This window comes from Thermomonas sp. HDW16 (assembly GCF_011302915.1).
In the GTDB taxonomy this organism is placed as follows: domain Bacteria; phylum Pseudomonadota; class Gammaproteobacteria; order Xanthomonadales; family Xanthomonadaceae; genus Thermomonas.
Genome location: NZ_CP049872.1, coordinates 1614588 through 1636576, shown reverse-complemented (window position 1 = coordinate 1636576; position 21989 = coordinate 1614588). Strand labels below are relative to the sequence as shown.

Annotated in this window: 22 protein-coding genes; 4 read left to right on the top strand and 18 right to left on the bottom strand. The window is 65.2% G+C overall.

The features are described from left to right. Positions 1-9: 9 nt before the first annotated feature. Entirely contained in the window at positions 10-2985 is a 2976-nt protein-coding gene (locus tag G7079_RS07640; RefSeq protein ID WP_166056742.1) for a ligand-binding sensor domain-containing diguanylate cyclase, read from the bottom strand. A 12-nt stretch (positions 2986-2997) separates the two neighbouring features. Continuing rightward, positions 2998-3555 carry an oligoribonuclease gene (gene orn / locus G7079_RS07635; RefSeq protein WP_166056741.1) on the bottom strand — a complete coding sequence of 186 codons (558 nt, stop codon included), beginning with the start codon at positions 3553-3555 and terminating at the stop codon, positions 2998-3000. Positions 3556-3609: 54 nt separating this feature from the next. Between orn and G7079_RS07630 the strand changes: the two genes are divergently transcribed. After that, the gene (locus G7079_RS07630; RefSeq protein WP_240906141.1) at positions 3610-4074 is read left to right on the top strand and encodes a DUF2721 domain-containing protein; all 465 of its coding nucleotides are present in this window, start codon (positions 3610-3612) and stop codon (positions 4072-4074) included. Here G7079_RS07630 and tadA read toward each other — a convergent pair. From tadA to G7079_RS07610, 4 genes are read right to left on the bottom strand one after another with little or no spacing between them, the layout of a single operon-like run. Beyond that, positions 4071-4559 carry a tRNA adenosine(34) deaminase TadA gene (gene tadA, locus G7079_RS07625; protein ID WP_166056740.1) on the bottom strand — a complete coding sequence of 163 codons (489 nt, stop codon included), beginning with the start codon at positions 4557-4559 and terminating at the stop codon, positions 4071-4073. The two genes, G7079_RS07630 and tadA, sit on opposite strands and share 4 nt — an antisense overlap. Beyond that, positions 4556-5830 (bottom strand): MBL fold metallo-hydrolase, encoded by a 1275-nt coding sequence (locus tag G7079_RS07620; RefSeq protein WP_206203188.1) that lies wholly within the window; start codon positions 5828-5830, stop codon positions 4556-4558. The genes tadA and G7079_RS07620 overlap by 4 nt, the downstream gene beginning before the upstream one ends. Positions 5831-5837: 7 nt before the next feature. Continuing rightward, on the bottom strand, positions 5838-6506 hold the full coding sequence (locus tag G7079_RS07615; RefSeq protein ID WP_166056739.1) for an NAD-dependent epimerase/dehydratase family protein: 669 nt from the start codon (positions 6504-6506) through the stop codon (positions 5838-5840). Then, a complete protein-coding gene (locus G7079_RS07610; RefSeq protein WP_166056738.1) occupies positions 6503-7522 on the bottom strand; it encodes an aldehyde reductase in 1020 nt (339 codons plus the stop codon). Before G7079_RS07610 ends, G7079_RS07615 begins: the two co-directional genes overlap by 4 nt. A gap of 111 nt (positions 7523-7633) precedes the next feature. Here G7079_RS07610 and G7079_RS07605 point away from each other — a divergent pair, with 111 nt between their 5' ends. Continuing rightward, a complete protein-coding gene (locus tag G7079_RS07605) occupies positions 7634-8245 on the top strand; it encodes a TetR/AcrR family transcriptional regulator (RefSeq protein ID WP_166056737.1) in 612 nt (203 codons plus the stop codon). Positions 8246-8290: 45 nt separating this feature from the next. On the opposite strand, the gene guaA is transcribed toward G7079_RS07605, so the two are convergent. The 3 genes from guaA to folD all read right to left on the bottom strand — a co-directional run bounded on the left by guaA (position 8291) and on the right by folD (position 12344). Beyond that, entirely contained in the window at positions 8291-9871 is a 1581-nt protein-coding gene (gene guaA / locus G7079_RS07600; protein WP_166056736.1) for a glutamine-hydrolyzing GMP synthase, read from the bottom strand. 60 nt (positions 9872-9931) lie between these two features. Further along, the gene (gene guaB / locus G7079_RS07595; RefSeq protein ID WP_166056735.1) at positions 9932-11392 is read right to left on the bottom strand and encodes an IMP dehydrogenase; all 1461 of its coding nucleotides are present in this window, start codon (positions 11390-11392) and stop codon (positions 9932-9934) included. Positions 11393-11468: 76 nt separating this feature from the next. Beyond that, positions 11469-12344, bottom strand: a complete 876-nt coding sequence (folD, locus tag G7079_RS07590; RefSeq protein ID WP_166056734.1) for a bifunctional methylenetetrahydrofolate dehydrogenase/methenyltetrahydrofolate cyclohydrolase FolD — start codon at positions 12342-12344, stop codon at positions 11469-11471. A gap of 54 nt (positions 12345-12398) precedes the next feature. Between folD and G7079_RS07585 the strand changes: the two genes are divergently transcribed. Next, positions 12399-12692 carry a DUF1244 domain-containing protein gene (locus G7079_RS07585; protein WP_166056733.1) on the top strand — a complete coding sequence of 98 codons (294 nt, stop codon included), beginning with the start codon at positions 12399-12401 and terminating at the stop codon, positions 12690-12692. A gap of 68 nt (positions 12693-12760) precedes the next feature. After that, a complete protein-coding gene (locus G7079_RS07580) occupies positions 12761-12964 on the top strand; it encodes a hypothetical protein (protein ID WP_166056732.1) in 204 nt (67 codons plus the stop codon). Positions 12965-12970: 6 nt separating this feature from the next. On the opposite strand, the gene G7079_RS07575 is transcribed toward G7079_RS07580, so the two are convergent. From G7079_RS07575 to pilW, 9 genes are all read right to left on the bottom strand, one after another. Then, complete coding sequence (locus G7079_RS07575; protein WP_166056731.1) at positions 12971-14005, bottom strand: DUF2272 domain-containing protein; 1035 nt, start codon at positions 14003-14005, stop codon at positions 12971-12973. Between the two features lie 4 nt (positions 14006-14009). After that, positions 14010-15137: a molybdopterin-synthase adenylyltransferase MoeB gene (gene moeB / locus G7079_RS07570; protein WP_166056730.1), complete on the bottom strand. Its 1128-nt coding sequence runs from the start codon at positions 15135-15137 to the stop codon at positions 14010-14012. 16 nt (positions 15138-15153) lie between these two features. Beyond that, positions 15154-16368: a gephyrin-like molybdotransferase Glp gene (gene glp, locus G7079_RS07565; protein ID WP_166056729.1), complete on the bottom strand. Its 1215-nt coding sequence runs from the start codon at positions 16366-16368 to the stop codon at positions 15154-15156. Then, a complete protein-coding gene (locus tag G7079_RS07560; protein WP_166056728.1) occupies positions 16361-16936 on the bottom strand; it encodes a molybdenum cofactor guanylyltransferase in 576 nt (191 codons plus the stop codon). The genes glp and G7079_RS07560 overlap by 8 nt, the downstream gene beginning before the upstream one ends. A 7-nt stretch (positions 16937-16943) precedes the next feature. Beyond that, positions 16944-18344: a ribosome biogenesis GTPase Der gene (der, locus tag G7079_RS07555; protein ID WP_166056727.1), complete on the bottom strand. Its 1401-nt coding sequence runs from the start codon at positions 18342-18344 to the stop codon at positions 16944-16946. A 124-nt stretch (positions 18345-18468) separates the two neighbouring features. Continuing rightward, a complete protein-coding gene (gene bamB, locus G7079_RS07550; protein WP_166056726.1) occupies positions 18469-19650 on the bottom strand; it encodes an outer membrane protein assembly factor BamB in 1182 nt (393 codons plus the stop codon). Beyond that, positions 19650-20294 (bottom strand): tetratricopeptide repeat protein, encoded by a 645-nt coding sequence (locus G7079_RS07545; RefSeq protein WP_166056725.1) that lies wholly within the window; start codon positions 20292-20294, stop codon positions 19650-19652. The genes bamB and G7079_RS07545 overlap by 1 nt, the downstream gene beginning before the upstream one ends. A gap of 90 nt (positions 20295-20384) precedes the next feature. Next, entirely contained in the window at positions 20385-21194 is an 810-nt protein-coding gene (locus G7079_RS07540) for a RodZ domain-containing protein (RefSeq protein WP_166056724.1), read from the bottom strand. Further along, a complete protein-coding gene (pilW, locus tag G7079_RS07535; protein ID WP_206203187.1) occupies positions 21191-21988 on the bottom strand; it encodes a type IV pilus biogenesis/stability protein PilW in 798 nt (265 codons plus the stop codon). The genes G7079_RS07540 and pilW overlap by 4 nt, the downstream gene beginning before the upstream one ends. Position 21989 lies beyond the last annotated feature (1 nt).

The window sequence follows — 21989 nt, the reverse complement described above, 5'->3', positions numbered from 1 at the left end:
CGTATTCGATCAACCCATGATGCGGTTGCGGCCGGCGCGTTTGGCCTCGTACAACAATGCATCCGCACGACTGACCAGTCGCTCGTAGTGCGCAAGGCCGGTGCGCTCGGCCACGCCGCCGCTGATCGACATCTTCCAGCCCGGCGCGAAACCGCTGCAATCCAATCGCTCGATCGCCCAACGCAGGCGTTCGCAGCGACGCCTGGCTTCCTCCAACGCCAATCCTTCGAACAGGATCGCGAATTCCTCGCCGCCCCAACGCGCCAGCTTGCCGAGCGCGCCAAGTTCTTCGCGCATCAGGCGCGCGACTTCGATCAATGCACGGTCGCCAGCCGCGTGCGAATAACCATCGTTGATGCGCTTGAAGTGGTCGATGTCGACCAAGGCAAAACTGAGCGACTTTCCGTTTGTCGCGGCTTGCTCGAACGTGCGAGCAAGCTCCTCGTCCATGCTGCGACGATTGCCAAGCCCGGTCAGGGAATCTTCGCGCGCCTGCCGCTCGAAGGCTTCGGACTGCTCCTTCAGTTTTGCGACCAGGGACGATTTTTCGCGATCCGATTCGCGCAGGCGTTCGGTCTGGTCGCGCAGATCGCTGGTGCGCTCCTCCACGATGGCTTCCAGGTTCAATGCGCGCTGGCGCATGTGGCCTAACCGCCAGCGATAGAGGCCGACCACCAACAGGACGCCCAACAGCGTCAGCGCCGGCAGGAACCACGCGTGTTGCCAGAACCTCGGTTTGATCTCGATGTCGAGGGTGGTGATGTCCGAACTCCAACCCTGCCCGAGCCCGGGTGCCGATGCATTCACCGCGAACCGGTAGTTGCCTGGCATCAGGTTGGTGTACTGCGCCACGCGCTGGTTGCCGCGCTCGATCCAGCCGCGGTCCACGCCTTCGAGCCGGTAGCGATAGCGCACGAAGCGCGGCGTCTGGAAGCTGAGACTGGCGTAGTGGAATTCCAGCTTATGCGTCCCCGCCGGCAACTTGAGCGCACCCTGCAGGGAAACGACCTGGTCGTTGGCCAACGCCTGTTCGATCACGACCGGCGGCAACCTGCGCTTGTAGGCATGCAGCGACTTCGGATTCACCACCGCGGCGCCACCCGCCGTCGCAACCCAGATGCGTCCGTTGCGGTCGCGCAAGGCCGCCGGGCCGGAACCACCGTTACACTGGTTGCTGGCAAGTCCGTCGGCTTCGCCAAAACGATCGAGTTCGAGCTTGGCTTTCCTGCCATCGATGACCGCTTCGGCCTCGGAGCGACTGACCCGCATTACGCCACGGTTCGATGTCAGCCAGAAACTGCCGACACCGTCATCGACGACAGCGAACAGGGTATCGATCGGCAGGCCCTTCGCCAGCCCCAACGCCCGCAACTGGCCTTGCCGATAGCGCAGGAGACCGCGATCCGTCGCGAACCACAACGTACCGTCCGCATCCTCATGGAAATCGAACACGTCCTGTGCGCCATTCATTCCCCGCATGTCCAGGGCTTGGACGCGTTCACCCACGATGCGTGCGGCGCCATTCGCGGTGCCGACCCACAGGCTGCCGTCACGTGCCAGGTGCAGGGAAATGATGAACTCGCGGGGAAGGCCCTTGGCAACACCGAAGAACTCGAATTTTCCTGCGCGCATCCGCACCAGGCCACGGGTCGTGCCGATCCACAAGGTGCCATCCGGCTCCTGCACCAGCGCACGCACCTGGTTGCTGCCCGGCATGCCGTGTGCATTGTCGTATTGCGCCACCAACTTGCCATCGCGCAAGCGCAATACCCCGGCGGTATAGCTGCCGACCAGCAGGCTGCCATCGCGGTCTTCGAGCAGACTCAGCACCGAATCGCTGGGCAAGCCATCCGCGGCGGTGTAACTGGCTTCCAGTTTGTTTCCGCGCCAGCGGTTCAGGCCACGGCTGGTGCCGATCCACAACGAACCATCACGCGACTGCGCAAGCGCACGCACGTAATCGTCGCTCAATCCCTGGTCGCCGTTGTAGGTGCTGAACGGGGCATCGCTGAGGCGCAGCAGTCCGGCATTGGTGCCGCCCCACAAGCTGCCTTCACGATCGACCAGCAGCGCCGCAACGCGATTGTTCGGCAGACCGCGCAAACTGGTGAATTTCTCGACTCCGGACTTGCCTAGCCGCAGCAAGCCGTTATTGACCGTACCAACCCAGAGATTGCCTGCAGCATCCTGCGCAAGGCTGGGCACCCCATCGTCGGGCAGCAAGGGCGAAACCTGCACGAAGCGATCTTTCTCGCGCCGGTACACGCCGCGCTCGGTGCCGACGAAGATGCGCCCGGCCGGATCCTGGAAAATGCGGAAAACGGGCGCGTTCGGCAAACCGGCGGCGTGCGCGTACATCACCTTTCGTCCATCGACGAAGTGCACCAACCCGCGGGCGGTGGCCACCCAGACGCTGTCGTCGCGATCCAGCAACAAACCGTAGGTAACGCCACTCGGAAGACCATCGCGACTGGTGATGTGCGTGATCTTGTCGCCGTCGACCAGGTCGATTCCGGAACTCTCGGTCGCCACCCATAACCGCCCCTTGCGGTCGAGCAGCGCATCCATGATTTCTTCCTGCGCCAGGCCGTCCTTGACCATCCAGGTGCGCCATAGATCGCCCCGCTTGACGGTGACCCCGCCCCGCGACGTGCCGATCACCACCGCGCCATCGGGCGAAGCCCGCACCGAACGTATGCCGTTGTCCTTCAATGCAGGGGTATTGCTGCGATCGAAAGAGTGGAACTCGAGGCCGTTGTAGCGCACCAATCCTTCCCAGGTCCCGAACCACAGGTAACCATCCGGTGTCTGCGCAATGGCGTTGACCTGGTTGTGCGGCAATCCCTGGCGCGTGGTCCAGGTTTCACGGAAGTAGGCACTCAGCGGTTTGTCCTGCGCATGGACGAAACCGGGCCACAGGCAAGCGAACAGCAACAGCAACGCTGCCACCAGCGCACCTGCAGATATCCCCTGCCGCCTACCCATGGCGTCCTGCCTTCAGCCCGCCGGAATGCCGGCGAACGCCCCCATCGACTTGCGATAGTGGCGCAGTTCCTCGATGGAATCGCGCACATCGCTCAATGCGGTATGCGCCGATTCCTTGTTCACGCCGGCCAGCACTTGCGGCGACCAGCGCCGCGCCAGCTCCTTGATCGTGCTCACGTCCAGGTTGCGATAGTGGAAATAGGCTTCCAGCGTCGGCATCAGTCGGTGCATGAAGCGCCGATCCTGGCAGATCGAATTGCCGCACATCGGCGAGGCCTTGGCCGGTACCCATTCGCGCAGGAACGCCAGCGTGCGCGCCTCCGCCTCGGCCAGCGGCACACCTTCCTCCATCACGCGCCGCCACAGCCCGGACTTGCCGTGCTGGTTGCGGTTCCACTCATCCATCGCTTCCAGCGTCGACAGGGAGTGGGCGATGGCGAATTCCGGTCCCTCGGCGAGCAGGTTCAGCTGGCCATCGGTCACTACGGTGGCAATTTCAAGGATGCCGTCACGGTCGGTATCCAGACCGGTCATCTCGAGGTCGATCCAGATCAGTCGATTGTTCGGCATGCGCTGCAAGGATGACGGGGTATGTGCATCATACGGGGCCGAATGGGGGATCACATGCTGCAGACCAGCTCGACCGCACTCAGCCACTACGCCATCCTGACCGCGATGCTGGCGCCGGCCTTCTTCCTGACCGCCACCGCCGCGTTGCTGGCCTCGGCCAATACCCGCCTGGCCCGCGTTGTCGACCGCCTGCGCAGCCTGATCGTGGCCTGGGAGCTGGATGCGCCGGACCGCGACCAGCGCGACCAACAGATCCGCCGCCACCGCCAGCGCGCCCACCTTGTCCTGCGTGCCTGTCGGCTGCTGTATGGCGCGGTGGCCAGCTTCGTCGGCACCAGTCTGTCGCTGGCGGTGGATGCCCTCCTCGGCTTCCGGCTGGGGGTGGTGCCCACCGTACTGGCCGTGTTCGGCGTACTCTTCCTGCTCGGCGCCAGCGTGGCGATGTGGCGCGAAGTCAGCCTGGCGGTGAGCAGCTTCGACCTGGAGCTCGACCAGGAACTGACCCGCCGTCGCGGTTAAACCGCGGGTTTGCCGCGCTTGGCGCGGAAATACGCCGTCAGCATCGCACCGGCTTCATCACCGAAAACACCGCCGGTCACTTCGACACGGTGGTTGTGGCGCGGATCGGCCAGCAGGTCGAAGACACTGCCGGCCGCGCCAGTCTTGGGATCGCTGGCGCCATAGACCACTCGCGCTACCCGCGCATGCACGATGGCCATGGCGCACATCGCGCAGGGTTCCAAGCTCACATACAGCGTGCAGCCGACCAGGCGGTGGTTGCCGATGGCCGCGCCCGCACGACGCATCGCCACGATTTCCGCGTGTGCGCTGGGGTCGTGCTCGGCGATATTGCGATTCCAGCCTTCGCCGATGAGGTTGCCGTCGACATCCACCACCAGCGCGCCCACCGGGATCTCGTCGTCCTCGCGTTGCGCACGCTCGGCGAGCGCCAGCGCACAGCGCATCCATTGTTCATCGGTCATCGCTGCCGGCAAGTCAGTCATGGCGTCATGCTAACCGCGTGACGATGCCGGCCGCGCATCGGCCATGGCCGATGCGCGCAGTCGAACGGCGGGTAGGACTCGACCGGATCACCCGCAAGCGTCGAGCGCATGGCCCGCTCGCGCGCGGTCTTCCATGGCAACGAGGGCCACCATGCCGTCATCTCGCCAGGCTGTTCCGGCTCGGTGACCCGCCCGGGCTGCAGGATCAGCAGGTCCACGCCGCGACACGCCGCCTGCACGCGCACGCGCTCGACCGGCTCCGTCCATGTGTGCGGCGCCAGATTCAGCAACCCCCAATGCACCGGCACCATCGTTCTGCCCTTGACCAGTCGATGGGCTTCCACCGCCTGCTCCGGGCCCAGGTGCGCATCCGGCCACAACGGGTTGTACTGACCGGCATCCAGTAGGGTCAGGTCGAACGGGCCAAGCCGCTCGCCGATGTCGTCGAGCTGGTCGTGGAAGCCGGTATCGCCGGAATACCAGACGCGATGCTCCGGGCCGTGCAGGGCGTAACCCGCCCACAGCGTGCGCCCGCTGTCGTTGGACAGGCGCCCGGACGCATGCCGCGCCGGGGTAGCGGTGATGTCGAGATCGCCGACCTTGGTGGTTTCCCACCAATCCAGCTCGCGGATGCGCGATGGCGGAATACCCCAACGCTCGAGGTGCGCCCCGATGCCGAGCGGCACCACGAACACCGTCGCCGTATCGCGCAGCTGTTCCACCGTGGCGCGGTCGAGGTGATCGTAATGGTCGTGGGAGATCACCACCGCATCGATCGGCGGCAAGTCGCGCAAACCGATCGGCGCTGCGAAAAAGCGCTTCGGGCCGGCCCAATCCACTGGCGAGGCGCGCTCACCCCAGAACGGATCGGTGAGCACACGTACGCCATCGATCTCCACCAGCGTGGAGGAATGGCCGAACCAGGTCACCCGCAAACCCGAGGCAGCAGGCTGCGCCAGTTGCGCCGCATCCGTGTGTACCACCGCAATCGGCGCATCCGGGTTGGCATGCGCATTGCCTTCGCCGAACACCGCCTCGCGCAATGCCTTGCGCAGGTCGAGCCATTGCGGTTGCCGGTTCACGAAGCGCCGGGTATCCCATTGCGACGATTGCTCGATCCGCAGCTGGCGCTGTCCGGACGGCGTGGCGCCGAATGCAGGCCCACGCGTGTAGGCAAAGCCGGCGACAAAAACGACCGTCGACAGGGCCAGCAAGGCCTTCAACCATCGCCACAGGCCGCGCCTGGGCCGCTTCACGGTAGTCATCGTCATGTTGTCCTCAATCCTTCGGCCAGTGCTTGATGCCGGCATTGTCGAAAATACGTCGGTCGGCGCCTTGTTTCGCCACCTCGATCAGGCAGTGCGCCAGTTGCACGCAATCGACGCTGACCTGCTCGGAGAACCAGTCGAACGGAATCGCGATCATCCCGCCGATGCGCGCCGCCAGCGGAATCCTGTGCTCGGGCCGGGTTGCGCGGATCACCGCCGGACGGAAGTGGAAAGCATGGGGCGTGAGTTCGGACAGCGCTTTCTCCGTGCGTCCCTTGATCTTGCCGTAATAGATCGAAGTCCGTTCCTGCTGGTCGGCACGCGAACCGCTGAGGAAGCAGAAACGGAGCTCCGGATTGCGCGCCAGCATCGCCTGCGCCGCCGCCAGCGTGTAGTCATGGGTGATGCGGATGTAGGTGTCCTTGTCCACCGCGGTTTGCGACACGCCCAGGCACCAGATGCAGGCGTCGGCGGTCAACGCATCGGCATCGACCTGCGAAAAATCGGTGAAGTCATCGACTAGCAACTGGCGCAGTTTTGGATGCGCCATCTCCACGACACGACGCGAGAGCACGCTGACACGTTCGATGCCGGGATCTGCCAACGCCTGCCGCAGCACTTCGCCGCCGGCGAAACCGGTGGCGCCAGTCAGGATCAACCGTATCGGCCTGCCGCTCACGCCCTGCCCTCCAGTACCAGCAGGCTTTCCGCGCACTCCACCAGGGTGTCCGCAGCCGGCCGCGGACGATAGCCGAGCAGGCGCTGCGCCTTGTCGGAACGGTAGAGATGGCGGCGTCCGAGCATCGGCACGAGCTGCTGCATCGCCGGCACGAAGCGCCCCATCAACTTCACCAGCCAGTCCGGCAGCCCGCGCGTGGGCACCTTGGCCGCACGTTCGCCCAACCGCTGGCGCAGGATCGCCGCCACGTCGCGCATCCACACGAACTCGCCCGCCACGATGAAGCGCTCACCCGCCGCCTCCGGCCGCCGCATCGCTTCGACATGCGCCAGCGCCAGGTCGCGCACGTCGACCACGCAGAACCCCACATTCGGCGTGCCCGGCATCTTGCCCTGCAACTGGCGCTGGACCAGTTGCACCGAACCCGGGTTGTCCAGCGTCAGCACCGGGCCGAAGATCGCGCTGGGCAGCACCGTGGCGAATTCGGTGGCGCCGCCGTGCTCACGCATGAAGTCCCAGGCGGCACGCTCGGCCAGGATCTTCGACAGCCGGTAGGCGTTGAGGTCGGGATCGTTTTCGCTGGCCCACATGGTTTCGTCGTTGACGGTGTCGCCGCTCTGCAGGCCCTGGTTCACGGTGGCGCAGGACGAGGTCATCACGACCCGCTGCACACCGGCATCCACTGCTGCCTTCAGGACCCGCAGCGTGCCTTCGCGCGCGGGCGCGATCAGCGCTTGCGGGTCGGCGGTGGCGGAGGTCATCGGCGACGCCACATGCAGCACGTAGTCGCAACCGGTCATCGCCTCGGCCCAACCGGCATCGCTGGTCAGGTCGGCGATGGTGAATTCGAGGCGGTCGCCCGGCTCGATCTCGCGCGCGACCGCGTGGCGCACGCCGGCCTGCCTGGCGGCGCTGCGCACGGTGGTGCGCACCCGATACCCCTGCCGCAACAATTCCACGATGCACCAGGCACCCACGAAGCCGGTGCCGCCCGTGACCAGTACGGTCTTGTCCATCTGCTGTCTCCAGCTCGCCCCGCGGGAACCTTCCCAGCTCGTCGGGCGAGAGCTTGTCTACATATGTATACATCAATTGCGATGAAGAGTCTACAGATGTAGACTGTAGGCATGACGACTTCGCCCGACAAAGCCCCGAAACCCCGTCCACGCGATGCCGCGGCCACCCGCAAGGCGATCCTGGCCTCCGCCCGCGCGGCATTCTCGGATAAAGGTTACGACGGGGTGGGCCTGCGCGAGATCGCGGCCGGCGCCGGGGTCACTGCGATGATGGTGAACCGCTATTTCGGGTCCAAGGAAGAGCTGTTCATCGAAGCGCTGCGGCAGACGATGACCGGCGAAAGCGTGATCGCCGGCGGGATCATGGACACGTCCGCCCCGGCACGCGCGCTGGCCGAGGCGTTGATCGGCATGACCCGCCCGGGCCAGGTGCCGCTGGACGGTTTCCGCATGGCTTTCCACTCCGCATCCAGCCCAGTCGCCACCACCGTCGGCAAGCAGATGATCGAGGACAACGCCTTGAAGACGGTCAGCGGCGCCTTGCATGGCGATCACGCCGGCCAGCGCGCCGCGATGATCCTGGCGATGATCTCCGGCTTCCAGGGCATGCGGCAGATGATCGGACTATCCGCGCTGGCGGATGCCGACGAAGGCGCGCTCGTCGGCCTGTTGACGGGGGTGTTCGAGGGCCTGATCAACCCGCCGGACATCGCCCGCGATTGAACGGCGAATCGCCGCTGGCCTGGCCCCGGCGATTCGCCGAAGGCGTCATTCCCACTCGATCGTCGCCGGCGGCTTGCCGCTGATGTCGTAGACCACGCGCGACACGCCGCGCAGTTCGTTGATGATGCGGTTGCTCACCGTTCCCAGGAACTCGTACGGCAGGTGCGCCCAGTGCGCGGTCATGAAGTCGATGGTTTCCACCGCGCGCAGCGCGATCACCCATTCGTAGGCGCGTGCATCGCCGACCACGCCTACCGACTTCACCGGCAGGAACACCGCGAATGCCTGACTGGTCTTGTCGTACAGATCGGCCTTGCGCAGTTCCTCGATGTAGATCGCATCCGCTTTCGCCAGCAGCTCGGCGTATTCGCGCTTCACCTCGCCGAGGATGCGCACGCCAAGCCCCGGGCCCGGGAACGGATGGCGATAGACCATCTCGCGCGGCAGGCCGAGCTCCACGCCAAGGCGCCGCACTTCGTCCTTGAACAATTCGCGCAACGGCTCGACCAGGCCCAGCTTCATGTGCTCGGGCAGGCCACCGACGTTGTGGTGGCTCTTGATGACATGCGCCTTGCCGGTCTTGCTGCCGGCGGACTCGATCACGTCCGGGTAGATGGTGCCCTGCGCCAGCCACTTCGCATTCTTCAGCTTGTTCGATTCCTCGTCGAAGATATCGACGAAGAGATTGCCGATGATCTTGCGCTTTGCTTCGGGATCGCTGACGCCTGCCAGTTTGTCGAAATAGCGGTCGGCGGCGTTCACGCGCACGACCTTGACGCCCATGTGCTCGGCGAACATCGCCATCACCTGGTCGCCTTCGTTCCAGCGCAGCAGGCCGGTGTCGACGAACACGCAGGTCAGCTGTTCGCCGATCGCCTTGTGCAGCAGCGCCGCGACGACCGAGGAATCCACGCCACCGCTCAGGCCCAGGATCACTTCATCGGAACCGACCTGCTCGCGCACGCGGGCGATCTGGTCCTCGATGATGTTGGCCGCCGTCCACAGCGTCTGGCAGCCGCAGACATCCACCACGAAGCGGCGCAGCAGCGCCTGCCCCTGCTTGGTGTGGGTGACTTCCGGATGGAACTGCACGCCGTACCAGCGCTTGTCCTCATTGCTCATCGCAGCAACCGGGATGCGATCGGTGACGGCGGTGATGGCGAAACCCGGCGGCGCCTTGGCGACGTGGTCGCCATGACTCATCCACACATCGATGCGCGGCGCGCCGCCGTGGTCGCTGAGGCCGGTGAACAATGCATCCGGCTTCACGATCTCGACCTCGGCATGGCCGAACTCACGTGCATCGGCGGCTTCAGTCGCCCCTCCCAACTGCGCGGCGAGCGTCTGCATGCCGTAGCAGATACCGAGCAGCGGCAGACCGCTATCGAACACCTGTTGCGGCGCGGCGGGTGCGCCGGCTTCGGTGGTCGATTCCGGGCCGCCGGAGAGGATGATGCCCTTCGCACCGAACGCGGCGATCTCTGCAGGATCGTGGTCCCAGGCCCAGATTTCGCAATAGACGCCGATCTCGCGGATGCGGCGTGCAATCAATTGTGTGTACTGCGCGCCGAAATCCAGGATCAGGATCTTGTCGGAATGGATATTGGTGTTCGGCTGCTGGGTCATGGCGTTTTTCTTCGACTTGAAACGAAGAAGGGAAACTCGCGTCTCCCTTCCCTGTGAGCATCAACCGGCGCGGTAATTCGGCGGTTCCTTGGTGATCTGCACGTCGTGCACGTGGCTCTCGCGCTGGCCGGCGCCGGTCACCTTCACGAAGGACGGCTGCTTGCGCATGTCCTCGATGGTCGCGCAGCCGACATAACCCATCGTCGCGCGCAAACCACCGGCAAGCTGATGCACCACGCCGCTCAGAGGACCGCGGTACGGCACGCGGCCTTCGATGCCTTCCGGCACCAGCTTGTCGGCATCGCTCGCATCCTGGAAATAGCGATCCTTCGACCCTTTTTCCATCGCGCCCAGCGAGCCCATGCCGCGGTAGCTCTTGTAGCTGCGGCCCTGGAACAGTTCGGTTTCACCCGGGCTTTCCTCGGTGCCGGCGAACAGGCCACCGATCATTACCGACGATGCGCCCGCCACGATCGCCTTGCCGATATCGCCCGAATAGCGGATACCGCCATCGGCGATCAGCGGAATACGGTCTTGCAGCGCCTCGGCCACCATGTCGATGGCGGTCACCTGCGGCACGCCAACGCCGGCCACGATGCGCGTGGTGCAGATCGAACCGGGCCCCACGCCGACCTTCACCGCGTCCGCACCGGCATCCATCAACGCCAGCGCGGCATCGCCGGTGACGATATTGCCGCCAACCACCTGCAACTGCGGGAAACGCTTCTTGGTCCACGCCACGCGCTCGATCACGCCCTGCGAATGGCCGTGCGCGGTGTCCACCACCACCACGTCCACGCCGGCGGCGACCAGCGCCTCGATGCGCTGTTCTGTATCGCCGCCCACGCCAACTGCCGCGCCGGCCAGCAGGCGTTCGCTGCTGTCGTAGGCCGCGTTCGGGTTGTCGGATTTTTTCTGAAAATCCTTGACGGTGATCAGCCCGCGCAGGGTGAATTCGTCATTGACCACCAGCACCTTTTCGATGCGGTGGCGATGCAGCAGGTCGAGGACTTCATCGTCCGATGCACCTTCGCGCACCGTCACCAGCCGATCCTTCTTGGTCATGATGTGGCGGACCGGATCGTCCAGCTTCTTCTCGAAGCGCATGTCACGGCCGGTGACGATGCCGACCAGCTGGCCCGCTTCGTCCACCACCGGCACGCCGGAGATGTTGCGCGCGCGGGTGAGCTTGAGCACCTCGCCGATGGTGGTTTCGGGACCGACCGTGAAGGGGTCCTTGATCACCCCGGCCTCGAAACTCTTGACCCGCGCGACCTGCGCGGCCTGCGCCTCGACCGACATGTTCTTGTGCAGGATCGAGATGCCGCCCAGCTGGGCCATGGCGATGGCCAGGCGCGATTCGCTGACCGTGTCCATCGCCGCAGAAACGATCGGCAGGCGGATGTGCAGGTCGCGGGTCAGCCGCGTGGCGAGCGAGACGTCCTTGGGCAAGACGGTAGAATGCGCGGGGACGAGGGAAACATCGTCGTACGTCAGTGCTTCAGCCTGGATGCGGAGCATCGGCAGTCCCGGGAGTGGTGGGGAAGCGAGTCATTATAGCGTCATGGCGCGGCCTGAGTCGTGCCCTGCGGCCAACTCAGCGTTCCGCGGCTGCCGCGTCAGCCAATTCGGCCGCTTCCAGGGTGTTCTGCATCAGGGTGGCCACGGTCATCGGCCCCACCCCACCCGGCACCGGGGTGATCCAGCTGGCGCGGGCGGCAGCGGCTTCGAACTGCACGTCGCCGGTCAGGCGGCCGTCGTCCAGCCGGTTGATGCCGACATCGATCACCACCGCGCCCGGCTTCACCCATTCGCCCGGGATCAGGCCGGGACGACCGACCGCAACCACCAGGATGTCGGCCTCGCCCACATGCCGTTGCAACACATCCTTGGGGGTGAACTTGTGGCAGCTGGTCACCGTGCAGCCGGCAATCAGCAACTCCAGCGCCATCGGCCGGCCGACATGGTTGGACACGCCGACAATTGTGGCGCTTTGGCCGCGCACAGGCTTGTCCGTATAGGCCAGTAGCGTAGTGATGCCGCGTGGCGTGCACGGACGCAGGCCGAACTGGCGCAGGGCCAAATGGCCAACGTTCTGCGGGTGGAAGCCGTCCACGTCCTTGTCCGGATGGATGCGCTCGATCAGCGCGCTGGCGTCGGGAATGCCCGGCAGCGGCAGCTGCACCAAGATGCCATGCACCTTCGGATTCGCATTGAGTTCGTCGATTAGCGCAAGCAACTCGACTTCGCTGGTGCCCGCAGGCAAATCATGGTCGAACGCAGTGATACCCACTTTTTCCGCGGCGCGACGCTTGTTGCGCACATAGCTCTGGCTGGCCGGGTCGCCACCCACCAGCACCACCGCCAGCCCCGGGCGCGATTTTCCATCCGCCACGCGGGCATCGACCTGGGTTTTCAGGCCGTCCAGCAGGTCGTCGGCAATGCGCTTGCCATCGAGGATCTTGGCGGTCATGCGTGGGCGATACGGTAAAGTCGATCCCGCATTATCGCCCAGCAAGACGCCACCATGACCGACATCGACACCACGGCCCTCGAAGCCGCCGCGTTCCGCCGCCTGCGCGACCACCTGATGCTGCAGCGCCCGGACGTGCAGAACATCGACCTGATGATCCTGGCCGGCTTCTGCCGCAACTGCCTGGCCGACTGGTACCGCGACGCCGCCGAGGAACGGGGACTGGCGATGACCCGCGACGAAGCGCGGGAAGCGGTGTACGGTATGCCCTTCGCGGAGTTCAAGGCGCGGCATCAGGCCGAAGCCTCGCCTGAACAGCTGGCCGCCTTCGAGGCGCGCAAGCGTTAGAGCCTGAACATCGGCCTCATTATGCTCGGCACGGGCAGTTGCCCGATGCGAGCCGGCCAGGGGGTTCCATGGCGATCCAAGGCGAATGTCCGAAGTGCGGCAAGCGTGTGTTGCACGTGAATGTCGAAACCATCGTCGGCATGGTTGACGGCACAAGCAAGGCTCGCTGCATCAGCCACAGCTGCATCCATTGCAATACGGTACTCGGTGTGGAGGTCGACCATCGCGCCAAACCGCGCACGCGCGCGAGCAAGTCCGCGGCGAAAGCCTGAGTTCACTCAGTCCGAGTCTTGTGGCAACCCCCACGGCTGCGGCTGGGCCGCATCTGTGGCCGGACAGCGCGGTATGCCGGAACCAACCACGCAGTTCACGCAACAAGTCTGTTGTGGTGCCACGTCAGGCATGAAGGATGGCGGCTGCACCGGCCCCAACTGGGCCAGCGCCGATTGCGGCTTCAATTTGAGCAACACAGACCAGTCCTGGCGATTGAAATCGCAGGCCGCCTGCGTGTCCGGCGAGCATTCCACATCACCGTCAGTACGCCGTGGCAGGTTCCAGAAACGACCACCCGCGTTGAGGTTGAGGACGCGCATGGTCACCGCCTGCTGCACATTGCCGCCGACCAGGTAGGCCTTCGCATCTCCACCGGGATTGGCCGCGACCACGATGTCGCAATGCATGGGAAGCCCGTTGGCACCGCCGTCGATCGCACTGGCCAGCGCCTGGTACCCGTAGACGCGACCGGTGCGCACGTAGCACAGCAGATCGCCGATTGCAGGCGTGGCTGACATCGGCTCCAGATATTCGTATGGACTGCCGGCCGGATCGAGTCTTGCCGCACGCACGTAGTCGAAATGACTGCCCGAGAAGGTAAAACGCGGCACGCCGGAACGCCGCATCACCCAGGACACGAATGCCGCCGACCATGGGCTATCGATGACGAAACCGCGACAACCCATGCCCGGATAGCTGGCATTGGCCAATGCATAACTGCAGTCGTTGGCACCGGAGGCACCGGTTTGGCCGAGCAGCCCGGCATCGCGCCAGTACATCGCCACTTGCCGCCAAGGCGCGCCACCGCCTTGCAGGCCGCGACTCTCGCCTTCCGCGATCGCGCTGCTGGCCAAACGCCCGTCGGTGGTGATGAACGGACGTTGCCAGCGCAGGTGTTCATCGCAGGCAGCAGCGGCGATGCGGGTGGCGACTTCGGGATCGGACTGGCGGCCGCGCAACAGCGGGCACTGGTCGGCGGCGAAGGTCGTGCCGGCAAATGCGAGCAGGCAAAGCCCGATCAACCAATGGGGGAATCGCATCCTTTCAACCTCCAGCACAAAACGCGGCGTAATCGACATAACCAGGGAATGCGCGATTCGGTGCACAAACCGGGCATTGCGGATCTGCCGTTAGCCGCGTCTCGCGGAATTTCATGGATAACGCATCGAACTGCAGCAAGCGGCCGCATAACGGTTCACCGATGCCGAGCAGCAGCTTGATTGCCTCGGTGGCCTGCAACAGCCCAATCACGCCCGGCAACACGCCCAACACGCCGGCCTCGGCGCAATTCGGCGCGGCTTCCGGCGGCGGCGGCTCCGGGAACAGGCAGCGATAGCACGGCGCCTCGCCGCGATGACGGCCGGCGTCGAACACGCTGGCCTGTCCTTCGAAACGATGCACCGCGCCGTACACCAGCGGCTTGCCCAGCTTTACGCAGGCGTCGTTGAGCAGGTAGCGCGCAGGGAAGTTGTCGGCGCCATCCACCACCACGTCGATGCCTTCAAGCAGGTGCTCCACGTTGTCCGAGGTAATGCGTTCGCGCACGGCTTCAACCTTGGTGCGCGGGTTCAGCGCGGACAACGCGATGGCGGCCGATTCGACCTTGGGCACGCCGATGCGCGCATCGGTATGCAGGATTTGCCGCTGCAGGTTGCTGCGGTCGACCACGTCGTCGTCGGCGATGCGCAGGGTGCCGATGCCTGCAGCAGCAAGGTAGTACGCCGCCGGGGAGCCCAGTCCACCCGCACCCACCAACAGCACGGATGCAGCTTCGAGCTTCTTCTGCCCTTCAAGACCGACATCCGGCAGGCGCAGGTGGCGCGAGTAACGTTCGCTGAAATCGACATCGATGTCCGCGCGCAGCATCGGCAGGCCGGCTGCATCCCAGGCGTCAGTACCGCCCTCGACCGAAGACAGGTTGCGATAACCGTGTGTTTCGAGGAATTCGGCCACCTGTCGAGAACGCAGGCCGCGCTGGCAGATCAGCAAGACTTCGGCATCCAGCGTCCGCAGATGTTGCGCGGCATCGGCCTCCAGTTCTTCGCGGACGATGCCGTGTGCGCCCACGGCCATGCCAAGCGCGCGCTCATGTGCGGCGCGCACGTCAATCAGGTATGCGCCCGCTTGTTGGCGTGCATGGGCTTCGCTTGGCGTGAGGAGTCGAATCGGCATCGCGCGATTATGCCGATCAGTACGTGAGCACTTCGACAACCTCGCCGCGCACCAGCGACTGCGTGCCTTCGGCCAGGATCAACAGCGCATCCGCGTCGGCGGCAGCGCGCAGGCGATGCGAGCCGGTCGCGGCGTTCGGCGCGATCCATTGCATGCCGGCCTCGTCGCAGCGCAGGCTGCCGCGCACGAACTCGCGGCGCGGATGCGATTTGTCGATGGCCACATCCAATCGCGCGAACCGCCGCGGCCGCGGCGTTCTGCCCTGCATGCCATCCACCAGCTCACGACCCAGCGTGAGGAAGGTCGCCAGCACCGAAACCGGATTGCCCGGCAGGCCCAGGAACTGCGCCTGTCCCAACTGGCCGGCCAGCAGCGGCATGCCCGGCTTCATCTTCACTTTCCAGAAATGCACCGAGCCGTGCGTCTGCAGCATCGCCGGGATGTGGTCTTTCTCCCCCGCCGACACTGCACCGCAGGTAATGACGATATCGAAGCTGGAGGCCGCGTCCTGCAGCATGGCCGCGATGCGTGCGGGATCGTCTGGGAGGCTCGGCCATGCCATCGGCTCAAGGCCTTCCGCGCGCAACAGGCCCATCAACAGTTCGCGGTTGCTGTTGTAGATCTCGCCCGGCTGCAGCGGCAGGCCAGGTTCGACCAGCTCGTCGCCGGTGGCGAACACCGCGGCCGTGGGCTTGGTCGATACCGGCAAACGGTCGATGCCGAGCGAGGCCGCCAGCGATACCTGCACGGCATTGAGCAACGTGCCCGCGCGCAACACCGGATCGCCGGGTTGCGCATCCTCGCCGGCCTTGCGCACGTTGGCGCCAAGGCGCACGCCGGCACGCAGCGTGATCGCACCGCCATTGGCACTCGAGTCCTCGCGGATCACCACGCTGTCCGCGCCCTGCGGCATCGGCGCGCCGGTGGTGATGCGCACGCATTCGCCCTCGCCCACCTGCAGGCCCAGTGCACGGCCGGCGAACTGCTCGCCGACCAGCTTCAACTGGACGAATTCCTGTCCATGCAAATCGGCATGGCGACAGGCGTAGCCGTCCATCGCGCTGTTGTCGAACGGCTGCAGCGCGATCGGCGCCACGATGTCCTGCGCCAGTACCCGGCCGTGACAGTGCGCCAACGCCACATGCTCGACAGGCAAGCGTTGCGCCATCGCGACACGTTGCAGGATCGCGCGTGCATCGTCGAACAGGATCGAAGCCGGAAATTCAGTCATCGACATAGCCTGCCAGACGCAAATCCTCCGGCGTGTTGAGATTGCCGAAGCGAAGCCCGTCGAAACGCACGCGCGGCAACGACAACCGCGCCTGCATGGCCTGCACCGAGAAATTCCGGGTGGCAATGGCCGCCGCAGCGGCATCGCGTAGCGGCGCGACGCGGTACAGCGCGACCAGCGGCTGCAGACCGTCGTCATCCTCGGCCATCGCGCCGTTGCCACCGGCGGTGGCCAGCGTACGCAGCAGGCAGTCGTTGGCGTCGACGATATCCACCGACACCGTCAGCAACCACGGTGTTGCGCATGCAGAGGCCAAGGCTTCAAGGCCACCGAGCGGGCCGATATCAGCGACGCGATCCTCGATCGGCGCCAGTCCGTGTGCGATGTAACGCGGCAAATCGCGGTTCGCGCTGACCAGCACCCCCCCGCATTCGCCATCGAAGCGCCGCGCGATGCGCACGACCTGCGCCACGCCATCACGCTGCAACCAGGCCTTGTCGCGACCGCCGAGGCGACTGGCGCGACCACCGGCCAGGATGCCCAGCATGACCTCGCCCCGCGCGATCATCGCGCGGTTACTTGGCGCGTTTGACGCGACGGATCAAACGCTGCTTCTTGGCGACCTGCCGATCCGTCAGCACGTTCTTCTTGTCCTTGTACGGGTTTTCGCCTTCGCGGAAGATGAAGCGGATCGGCGTACCCACCAGCTTGAAGCGCTTGCGGAAAAAATTCTCCAGATAGCGCTGGTAGGTGTTCGACAACGACTTCAGCCGCGTGCCATGCACGATGAAGGTCGGAGGACTTTCAGCGCCCGGGTGGGCGAAGCGCATCTTCGGCACGTGCCCGCGCACCACCGGCGGCGGGTTGGCGGTATAGGCCGCTTCGATCGCACGGGTAACGTCGGCGGTGCTGAATACCTTGGTCGCCGAGGCATGCGCACGGTGGATCGCGCGGAACAGCTCGCGCAGGCCGGAGCCGTGCAGCGCGGAGATGCGCACGTTCTCCGCCCATTCCACGAAACTCAGCTTGCGCGAGACCAGTGTTTCCGCCTGCTGGCGTTCGTAATCGGTGCGGCCGTCCCATTTATTGATGGCGATGACCAGCGCCTTGCCCGCATCCAGTACCGCGCCGAGCACGGTGGCGTCCTGGTCCGTCACGCCTTCGCTGGCGTCCAGCATGAGCACTGCAACCTGGCATTGCTCGATCGCCTGCAGGGTCTTGAACACGGAGAATTTCTCGACCGCTTCTTCCACCTTTGCGCGGCGGCGCAGGCCGGCGGTATCGATCAGGCGGTACTTGCGGCCGTCGCGCTCCAGGTCGACCGCGATCGAATCGCGCGTCGTACCCGGCACTTCCGAGGCGATCATCCGTTCCTCGCCCAGGATGCGGTTGACCAGCGTCGACTTGCCCACGTTCGGGCGGCCGACGAAGGCGATGCGCACGCGCGTCGGATCTTCGTCCAGGGTCTCGGTCGTACCCTCTTCCGGCAGCAGCTTCTGCGCCTTCGCCAGCAGTTCATCGATGCCGGTGCGATGCGCGGACGAGACCGGCAGCGCATCACCGAAGCCGTAGCGCGCGAAATCCGCCATCGCAGCCTGCAGGTCGATGCCGTCGGATTTGTTGACGACCAGCAGGGTCGGCTTCGACAGCTTGCGCAGCCAGCGCAGGATGTCGTCGTCCAGCGCCGAGGCGCCTTCGCGGCCGTCGACGATGAACAGGATCAGGTCCGCTTCTTCCGCGGCGGCACGCGACTGACGTGCGGTGGCACCGGCCAGGCCTTCGTCCTCGCCGGCGATGCCGCCGGTATCGACCAACACGAACGGGTGGCCTTCGATGAGTCGGCACACGCCGTAGTTGCGGTCGCGGGTGACGCCCGGTTCGTCGTGCACCAGCGCATCGCGGGTACGGGTCAACGCATTGAACAGCGTGGACTTGCCGACATTGGGGCGCCCGACCAGGGCGACGAGGGGAAGCATGGATCAACCTTTGCGCGGAAGCGCGGATTCTGTCGTCTGGAACGTGTGGTGCGAAAAACGCGACGGCCCCGGCAGGGTAGCCGGGGCCGCGGATGCATGCCAGCCCGAAGGCCGGTGCGACGCTTTATTGCAGGGCGAACGCGGCGAGCTGGCCTTCGATGGTCTGCACCACCAGGATGCCATCGGCCACCGCTGGCTGGCCGGAAATCGCACCACCCAGGCTGGAGCGTGCGGCGAACGCGCCGTCATTCAGGCGCAGCCAGTGCAACACGCCTTCCATGTCGCCAACCACGGCGTAATCGCCCTGCACAGCCGGCGCACTGGTATTGCGGTAAGCCAAGCCGGCCTGCTGCCACAAGCTACCGCCAGTGTTCTTGTCGATGCCCCAGACCTTGCCTGTCGGATCGGTGACCACCACCGCCGAATTGCTCAAGCCCAGACCGCGCGGGCCGCCGTTCTCGCGATCCCACATCAGCTGCCCGCTGGGGCCATCGATGGCGACGGTGTGGTTCTTGTAGCTGGTCGCATACAGCATCGTGTTGTCCAGCACGACCGGGCCATCCACATCGGCCATGCGCTCCAGTTCGCTGCGGCCATCGGGCTGCGCCACTGGCGTCGTCCAAACGACATTGCCATCGGTCATTGACAGTGCAGTCAGTGTGCCGTTGTCGTTGCCGACGAAGATGATGCCGGGGCCGATGGTGATTGCGCCACTGCCACGCACCGTCAGTGCCGGCACATCGGCGCTGTAGAACCAGCGACGCTCACCGCTGCCGGCATCGAGTGCGGTGACGCGGCCGTCGTTGGAATGCACGAACACCATGCCTCCGCCCACGGCCGGGGCCACCAGCACTTCGTTGGCAACCTTCGACTTCCATTTCTCTGTACCCGTGGCAGCGTCCAGCGCGATCACGTCACCTTCCAGACTGCCGACCACGACCAAGCCGTCGCCCGCACCGGGGCCACCTGTCAGCGGCAACTCGGAGGCATAGCGCCAAAGGGATTGCCCGGTATGCAGATCGAATGCCGACACGCCACCCTCGACTGCCGCCGCGTACACGTGGCCATCGGCGATGGTGGGACGCTGGGCGACGCCAAGTTTTTCCTCACCCTTGCCGATCGACGCGTTCCACAGCTTGTTCACGGTGACGCTGGGGGTGATCTGGACGAGTTTGGCGGGATCCTTCGAATGATCCTTGCCGCGCCCATCGAACACGTTCTTGATGGTGGTGCAGCCGGACAGAAGAGCAACCGCCAGCGCGGTAGCGGCGATCAGGCGCAAACGGCGGCGCGTGTCCTGGGTCATCAGGTCTTGTCCTCGGTGTGCGGCGGCGTGCCGCCGGCCTCGATCAGTTTCAGGGTCAGCAGGCGATGCTGCGGATCGGCGACATCGACCAGGGCAAGGGCCTTGAGATAGGCCTCCTGCGCCTTGGCACGATCGCCCACGGCGAATTGGGCATCACCACGCGCATCGAGCATTGCCGGGTTGCGTTCGTCGTCGAGCAAGGCCAACGCCTCCTTGCCTTGACCCGCGTCGATCAGCAGGAGCGCCAGGCGCTGGTGCACCACGGCGCGCAGATCCCGGTCGAGGTTGCTCAGCCCGCGCAGCGTGGCGATCGCATCATTGCGCTTGCCTGCATCCGCCTGCGCTTTCGCCAACTGCAATCCCGCCAGCGTGGCCAAGGTCGGGTTGCCCTTGCCGATGGCATCCAGCGCGGCGCGGCCCTTGTCCGTCGGGAGCTGGCCGGCTTCATAGGCTTTCACCACTTCGGCGTAGCGGCCGTTGACCGCCATGCTGCGCTGCAATTGCTGGCCCTGCCACCACTGCCAGCCGGCGATGGCGCCGAGGCCAAGACCAATGCCGCCGATCAGGCCCAGTGCATTGCTGCGTACCCACGAGCGGACTCGTTCGCTCTGTTCATGCTCGTCGAGCAGATCATCGATCGCCATGCTGTCTCTATGCCCGCGTTCGAAGCGCAGGTCGTCAAATGTTGGAATTGAAAGCCGTCGTCGTGACGAGCGGCAACCGGAACAGCCGCTTCAATCCGCCGCGACGAGCGAACCGTCTGAGGATACCGCAAAGCGTGCAACGTTCGCGCGGGCGAAGCTGCCCACATCCACGCTGCGCCCATGATTCTCGATATCCACCGCTGAGACATTGCCGATGGTCAGGCGCGCCACCTGAGCGGCGGCATAACGGCGTTCGCTGTTGGCAGGTACCAGGCCTTTCTCGAGGCTGCTGCCATCAACTGCGGTCACGGTGATCCAGCTTTCGCCGCGGGTGCGAATGACGATATCGCTTGAAGTCGCCGGGGTGGCAGCCACCGGTGCCATCGACGCCACGACCGTCCGCGGCATGGCCGGTTGCCTGGCTTGCGGTTGCTCGTAGGCACCTGACGTGTCCACCGGCAGGTCGAGCGGCGCAGCATCCCCGCTGGTGTTGGACAGGTGTTGGCGGGTCGCCACCCAGGCAGGGACCACCAGGAACAACGTCAGGACGATGTAGACCAGGCGTCGGCCGAGCTGTTCGGCCCACCACTGCGCCTTGGGCGTATGTGTACGGCTGATGATCCGCGAGGGCTCGACCGGCCCCACGTCGACCAACGCATCCATCATCGGCGCCGTCATCAGGCCCATCAGGCGCGAATAACTCCGCACCTGGCCACGAACGAACACCGGCGCACCCAGTTGAGACCAGTCCTCCGCTTCCAGCGATCGCACGATGCGTGCCGGCATGTGCAGCTTGGTGGCGACATCGTCAACACTCATTCCCGCAGCTTCGCGCGCCTGCTTGAGGCGCTCGCCGCAGCCAGCCAGTGAATGATGGTGGGTATCCGGGTGCGAAGTCATTGCGAACGGGGGGCAGTCGTGGAATCGGGGGAAATCGCCTGCAGGCGGGAAAGATAACGTTGTGCAGCAGCACTGTCGCCTAGTTTCTGTTCAATCTGGGATCCAAGGCGCAAGGCCTCCGTGTCCGATGGGGCGAGCGCCAGCCATCGCTCGACGAAGGCCCGTGCATCCAGGTAACCCCCTCGGGCAAATTGCAGCGACGCCATCCCCGCCAAGGACTGCACATCATTCGAGTCCAGCGCCAACGCATTCCGCCAATTCGTTTCGGCTCGATCCGCCTGCCCCGCCCGGCCTGCACAGGTACCGGCATTCGCGAACGCGGCGGAACGCGTTGGGTAGTTCGGATCAGCCAATGCCCGGTCGAACCACGCCAGGGATTCCGCCGCACGACCGTTGGCGCACAGCCACGTACCGTAGTTGTTGGCATGGATGCCAACTCCGGGGGACAGTGTCGCAGCCTTGAGGTAATGCCCTCCCGCCTCGGCCGAATTGCCGGTACGTTCGGCAAGCAAGGCCAAGATCGCATGCGCATCGGCGAGTTGCGGATCCGCTTTCAATGCTTGCCGCGCAAACTGCCCGGCTTCGTTGTAGTTCCCCGCGTTGTACTGCGAGACCGCCGAGGCAACCAGGCTTTCCGCTGCTGCCGGCAAGGCCTTCTGCCCGCTGTCGCTAACCTCATACCTGGGCGCAATCTTGGTGAATTCGCCGCGGCTGGCATCCGGCCGGATAAAGCTCAGCCGCTCCAGCTGCCTGCAGCCGGCAAGAAGGATGAAACATGCGGCCAATGCAAGCATT

Excerpts from the sequence above, each read along its gene's own strand:
- G7079_RS07605 (WP_166056737.1), top strand. The coding sequence starts at position 7,634 with ATGACGACTTCGCCCGACAAAGCCCCGAAACCCCGTCCACGCGATGCC.
- G7079_RS07640 (WP_166056742.1), bottom strand. The coding sequence starts at position 2,985 with ATGGGTAGGCGGCAGGGGATATCTGCAGGTGCGCTGGTGGCAGCGTTG.
- G7079_RS07540 (WP_166056724.1), bottom strand. The coding sequence starts at position 21,194 with ATGACTTCGCACCCGGATACCCACCATCATTCACTGGCTGGCTGCGGC.
- G7079_RS07545 (WP_166056725.1), bottom strand. The coding sequence starts at position 20,294 with ATGGCGATCGATGATCTGCTCGACGAGCATGAACAGAGCGAACGAGTC.
- guaA (WP_166056736.1), bottom strand. The coding sequence starts at position 9,871 with ATGACCCAGCAGCCGAACACCAATATCCATTCCGACAAGATCCTGATC.
- folD (WP_166056734.1), bottom strand. The coding sequence starts at position 12,344 with ATGACCGCCAAGATCCTCGATGGCAAGCGCATTGCCGACGACCTGCTG.
- orn (WP_166056741.1), bottom strand. The coding sequence starts at position 3,555 with ATGCCGAACAATCGACTGATCTGGATCGACCTCGAGATGACCGGTCTG.
- glp (WP_166056729.1), bottom strand. The coding sequence starts at position 16,368 with ATGACTGAATTTCCGGCTTCGATCCTGTTCGACGATGCACGCGCGATC.
- guaB (WP_166056735.1), bottom strand. The coding sequence starts at position 11,392 with ATGCTCCGCATCCAGGCTGAAGCACTGACGTACGACGATGTTTCCCTC.
- der (WP_166056727.1), bottom strand. The coding sequence starts at position 18,344 with ATGCTTCCCCTCGTCGCCCTGGTCGGGCGCCCCAATGTCGGCAAGTCC.
- G7079_RS07585 (WP_166056733.1), top strand. The coding sequence starts at position 12,399 with ATGACCGACATCGACACCACGGCCCTCGAAGCCGCCGCGTTCCGCCGC.
- G7079_RS07620 (WP_206203188.1), bottom strand. The coding sequence starts at position 5,830 with ATGACGATGACTACCGTGAAGCGGCCCAGGCGCGGCCTGTGGCGATGG.
- G7079_RS07580 (WP_166056732.1), top strand. The coding sequence starts at position 12,761 with ATGGCGATCCAAGGCGAATGTCCGAAGTGCGGCAAGCGTGTGTTGCAC.
- G7079_RS07575 (WP_166056731.1), bottom strand. The coding sequence starts at position 14,005 with ATGCGATTCCCCCATTGGTTGATCGGGCTTTGCCTGCTCGCATTTGCC.
- bamB (WP_166056726.1), bottom strand. The coding sequence starts at position 19,650 with ATGACCCAGGACACGCGCCGCCGTTTGCGCCTGATCGCCGCTACCGCG.
- tadA (WP_166056740.1), bottom strand. The coding sequence starts at position 4,559 with ATGACTGACTTGCCGGCAGCGATGACCGATGAACAATGGATGCGCTGT.
- moeB (WP_166056730.1), bottom strand. The coding sequence starts at position 15,137 with ATGCCGATTCGACTCCTCACGCCAAGCGAAGCCCATGCACGCCAACAA.
- pilW (WP_206203187.1), bottom strand. The coding sequence starts at position 21,988 with ATGCTTGCATTGGCCGCATGTTTCATCCTTCTTGCCGGCTGCAGGCAG.
- G7079_RS07560 (WP_166056728.1), bottom strand. The coding sequence starts at position 16,936 with ATGATCGCGCGGGGCGAGGTCATGCTGGGCATCCTGGCCGGTGGTCGC.
- G7079_RS07610 (WP_166056738.1), bottom strand. The coding sequence starts at position 7,522 with ATGGACAAGACCGTACTGGTCACGGGCGGCACCGGCTTCGTGGGTGCC.
- G7079_RS07630 (WP_240906141.1), top strand. The coding sequence starts at position 3,610 with ATGCTGCAGACCAGCTCGACCGCACTCAGCCACTACGCCATCCTGACC.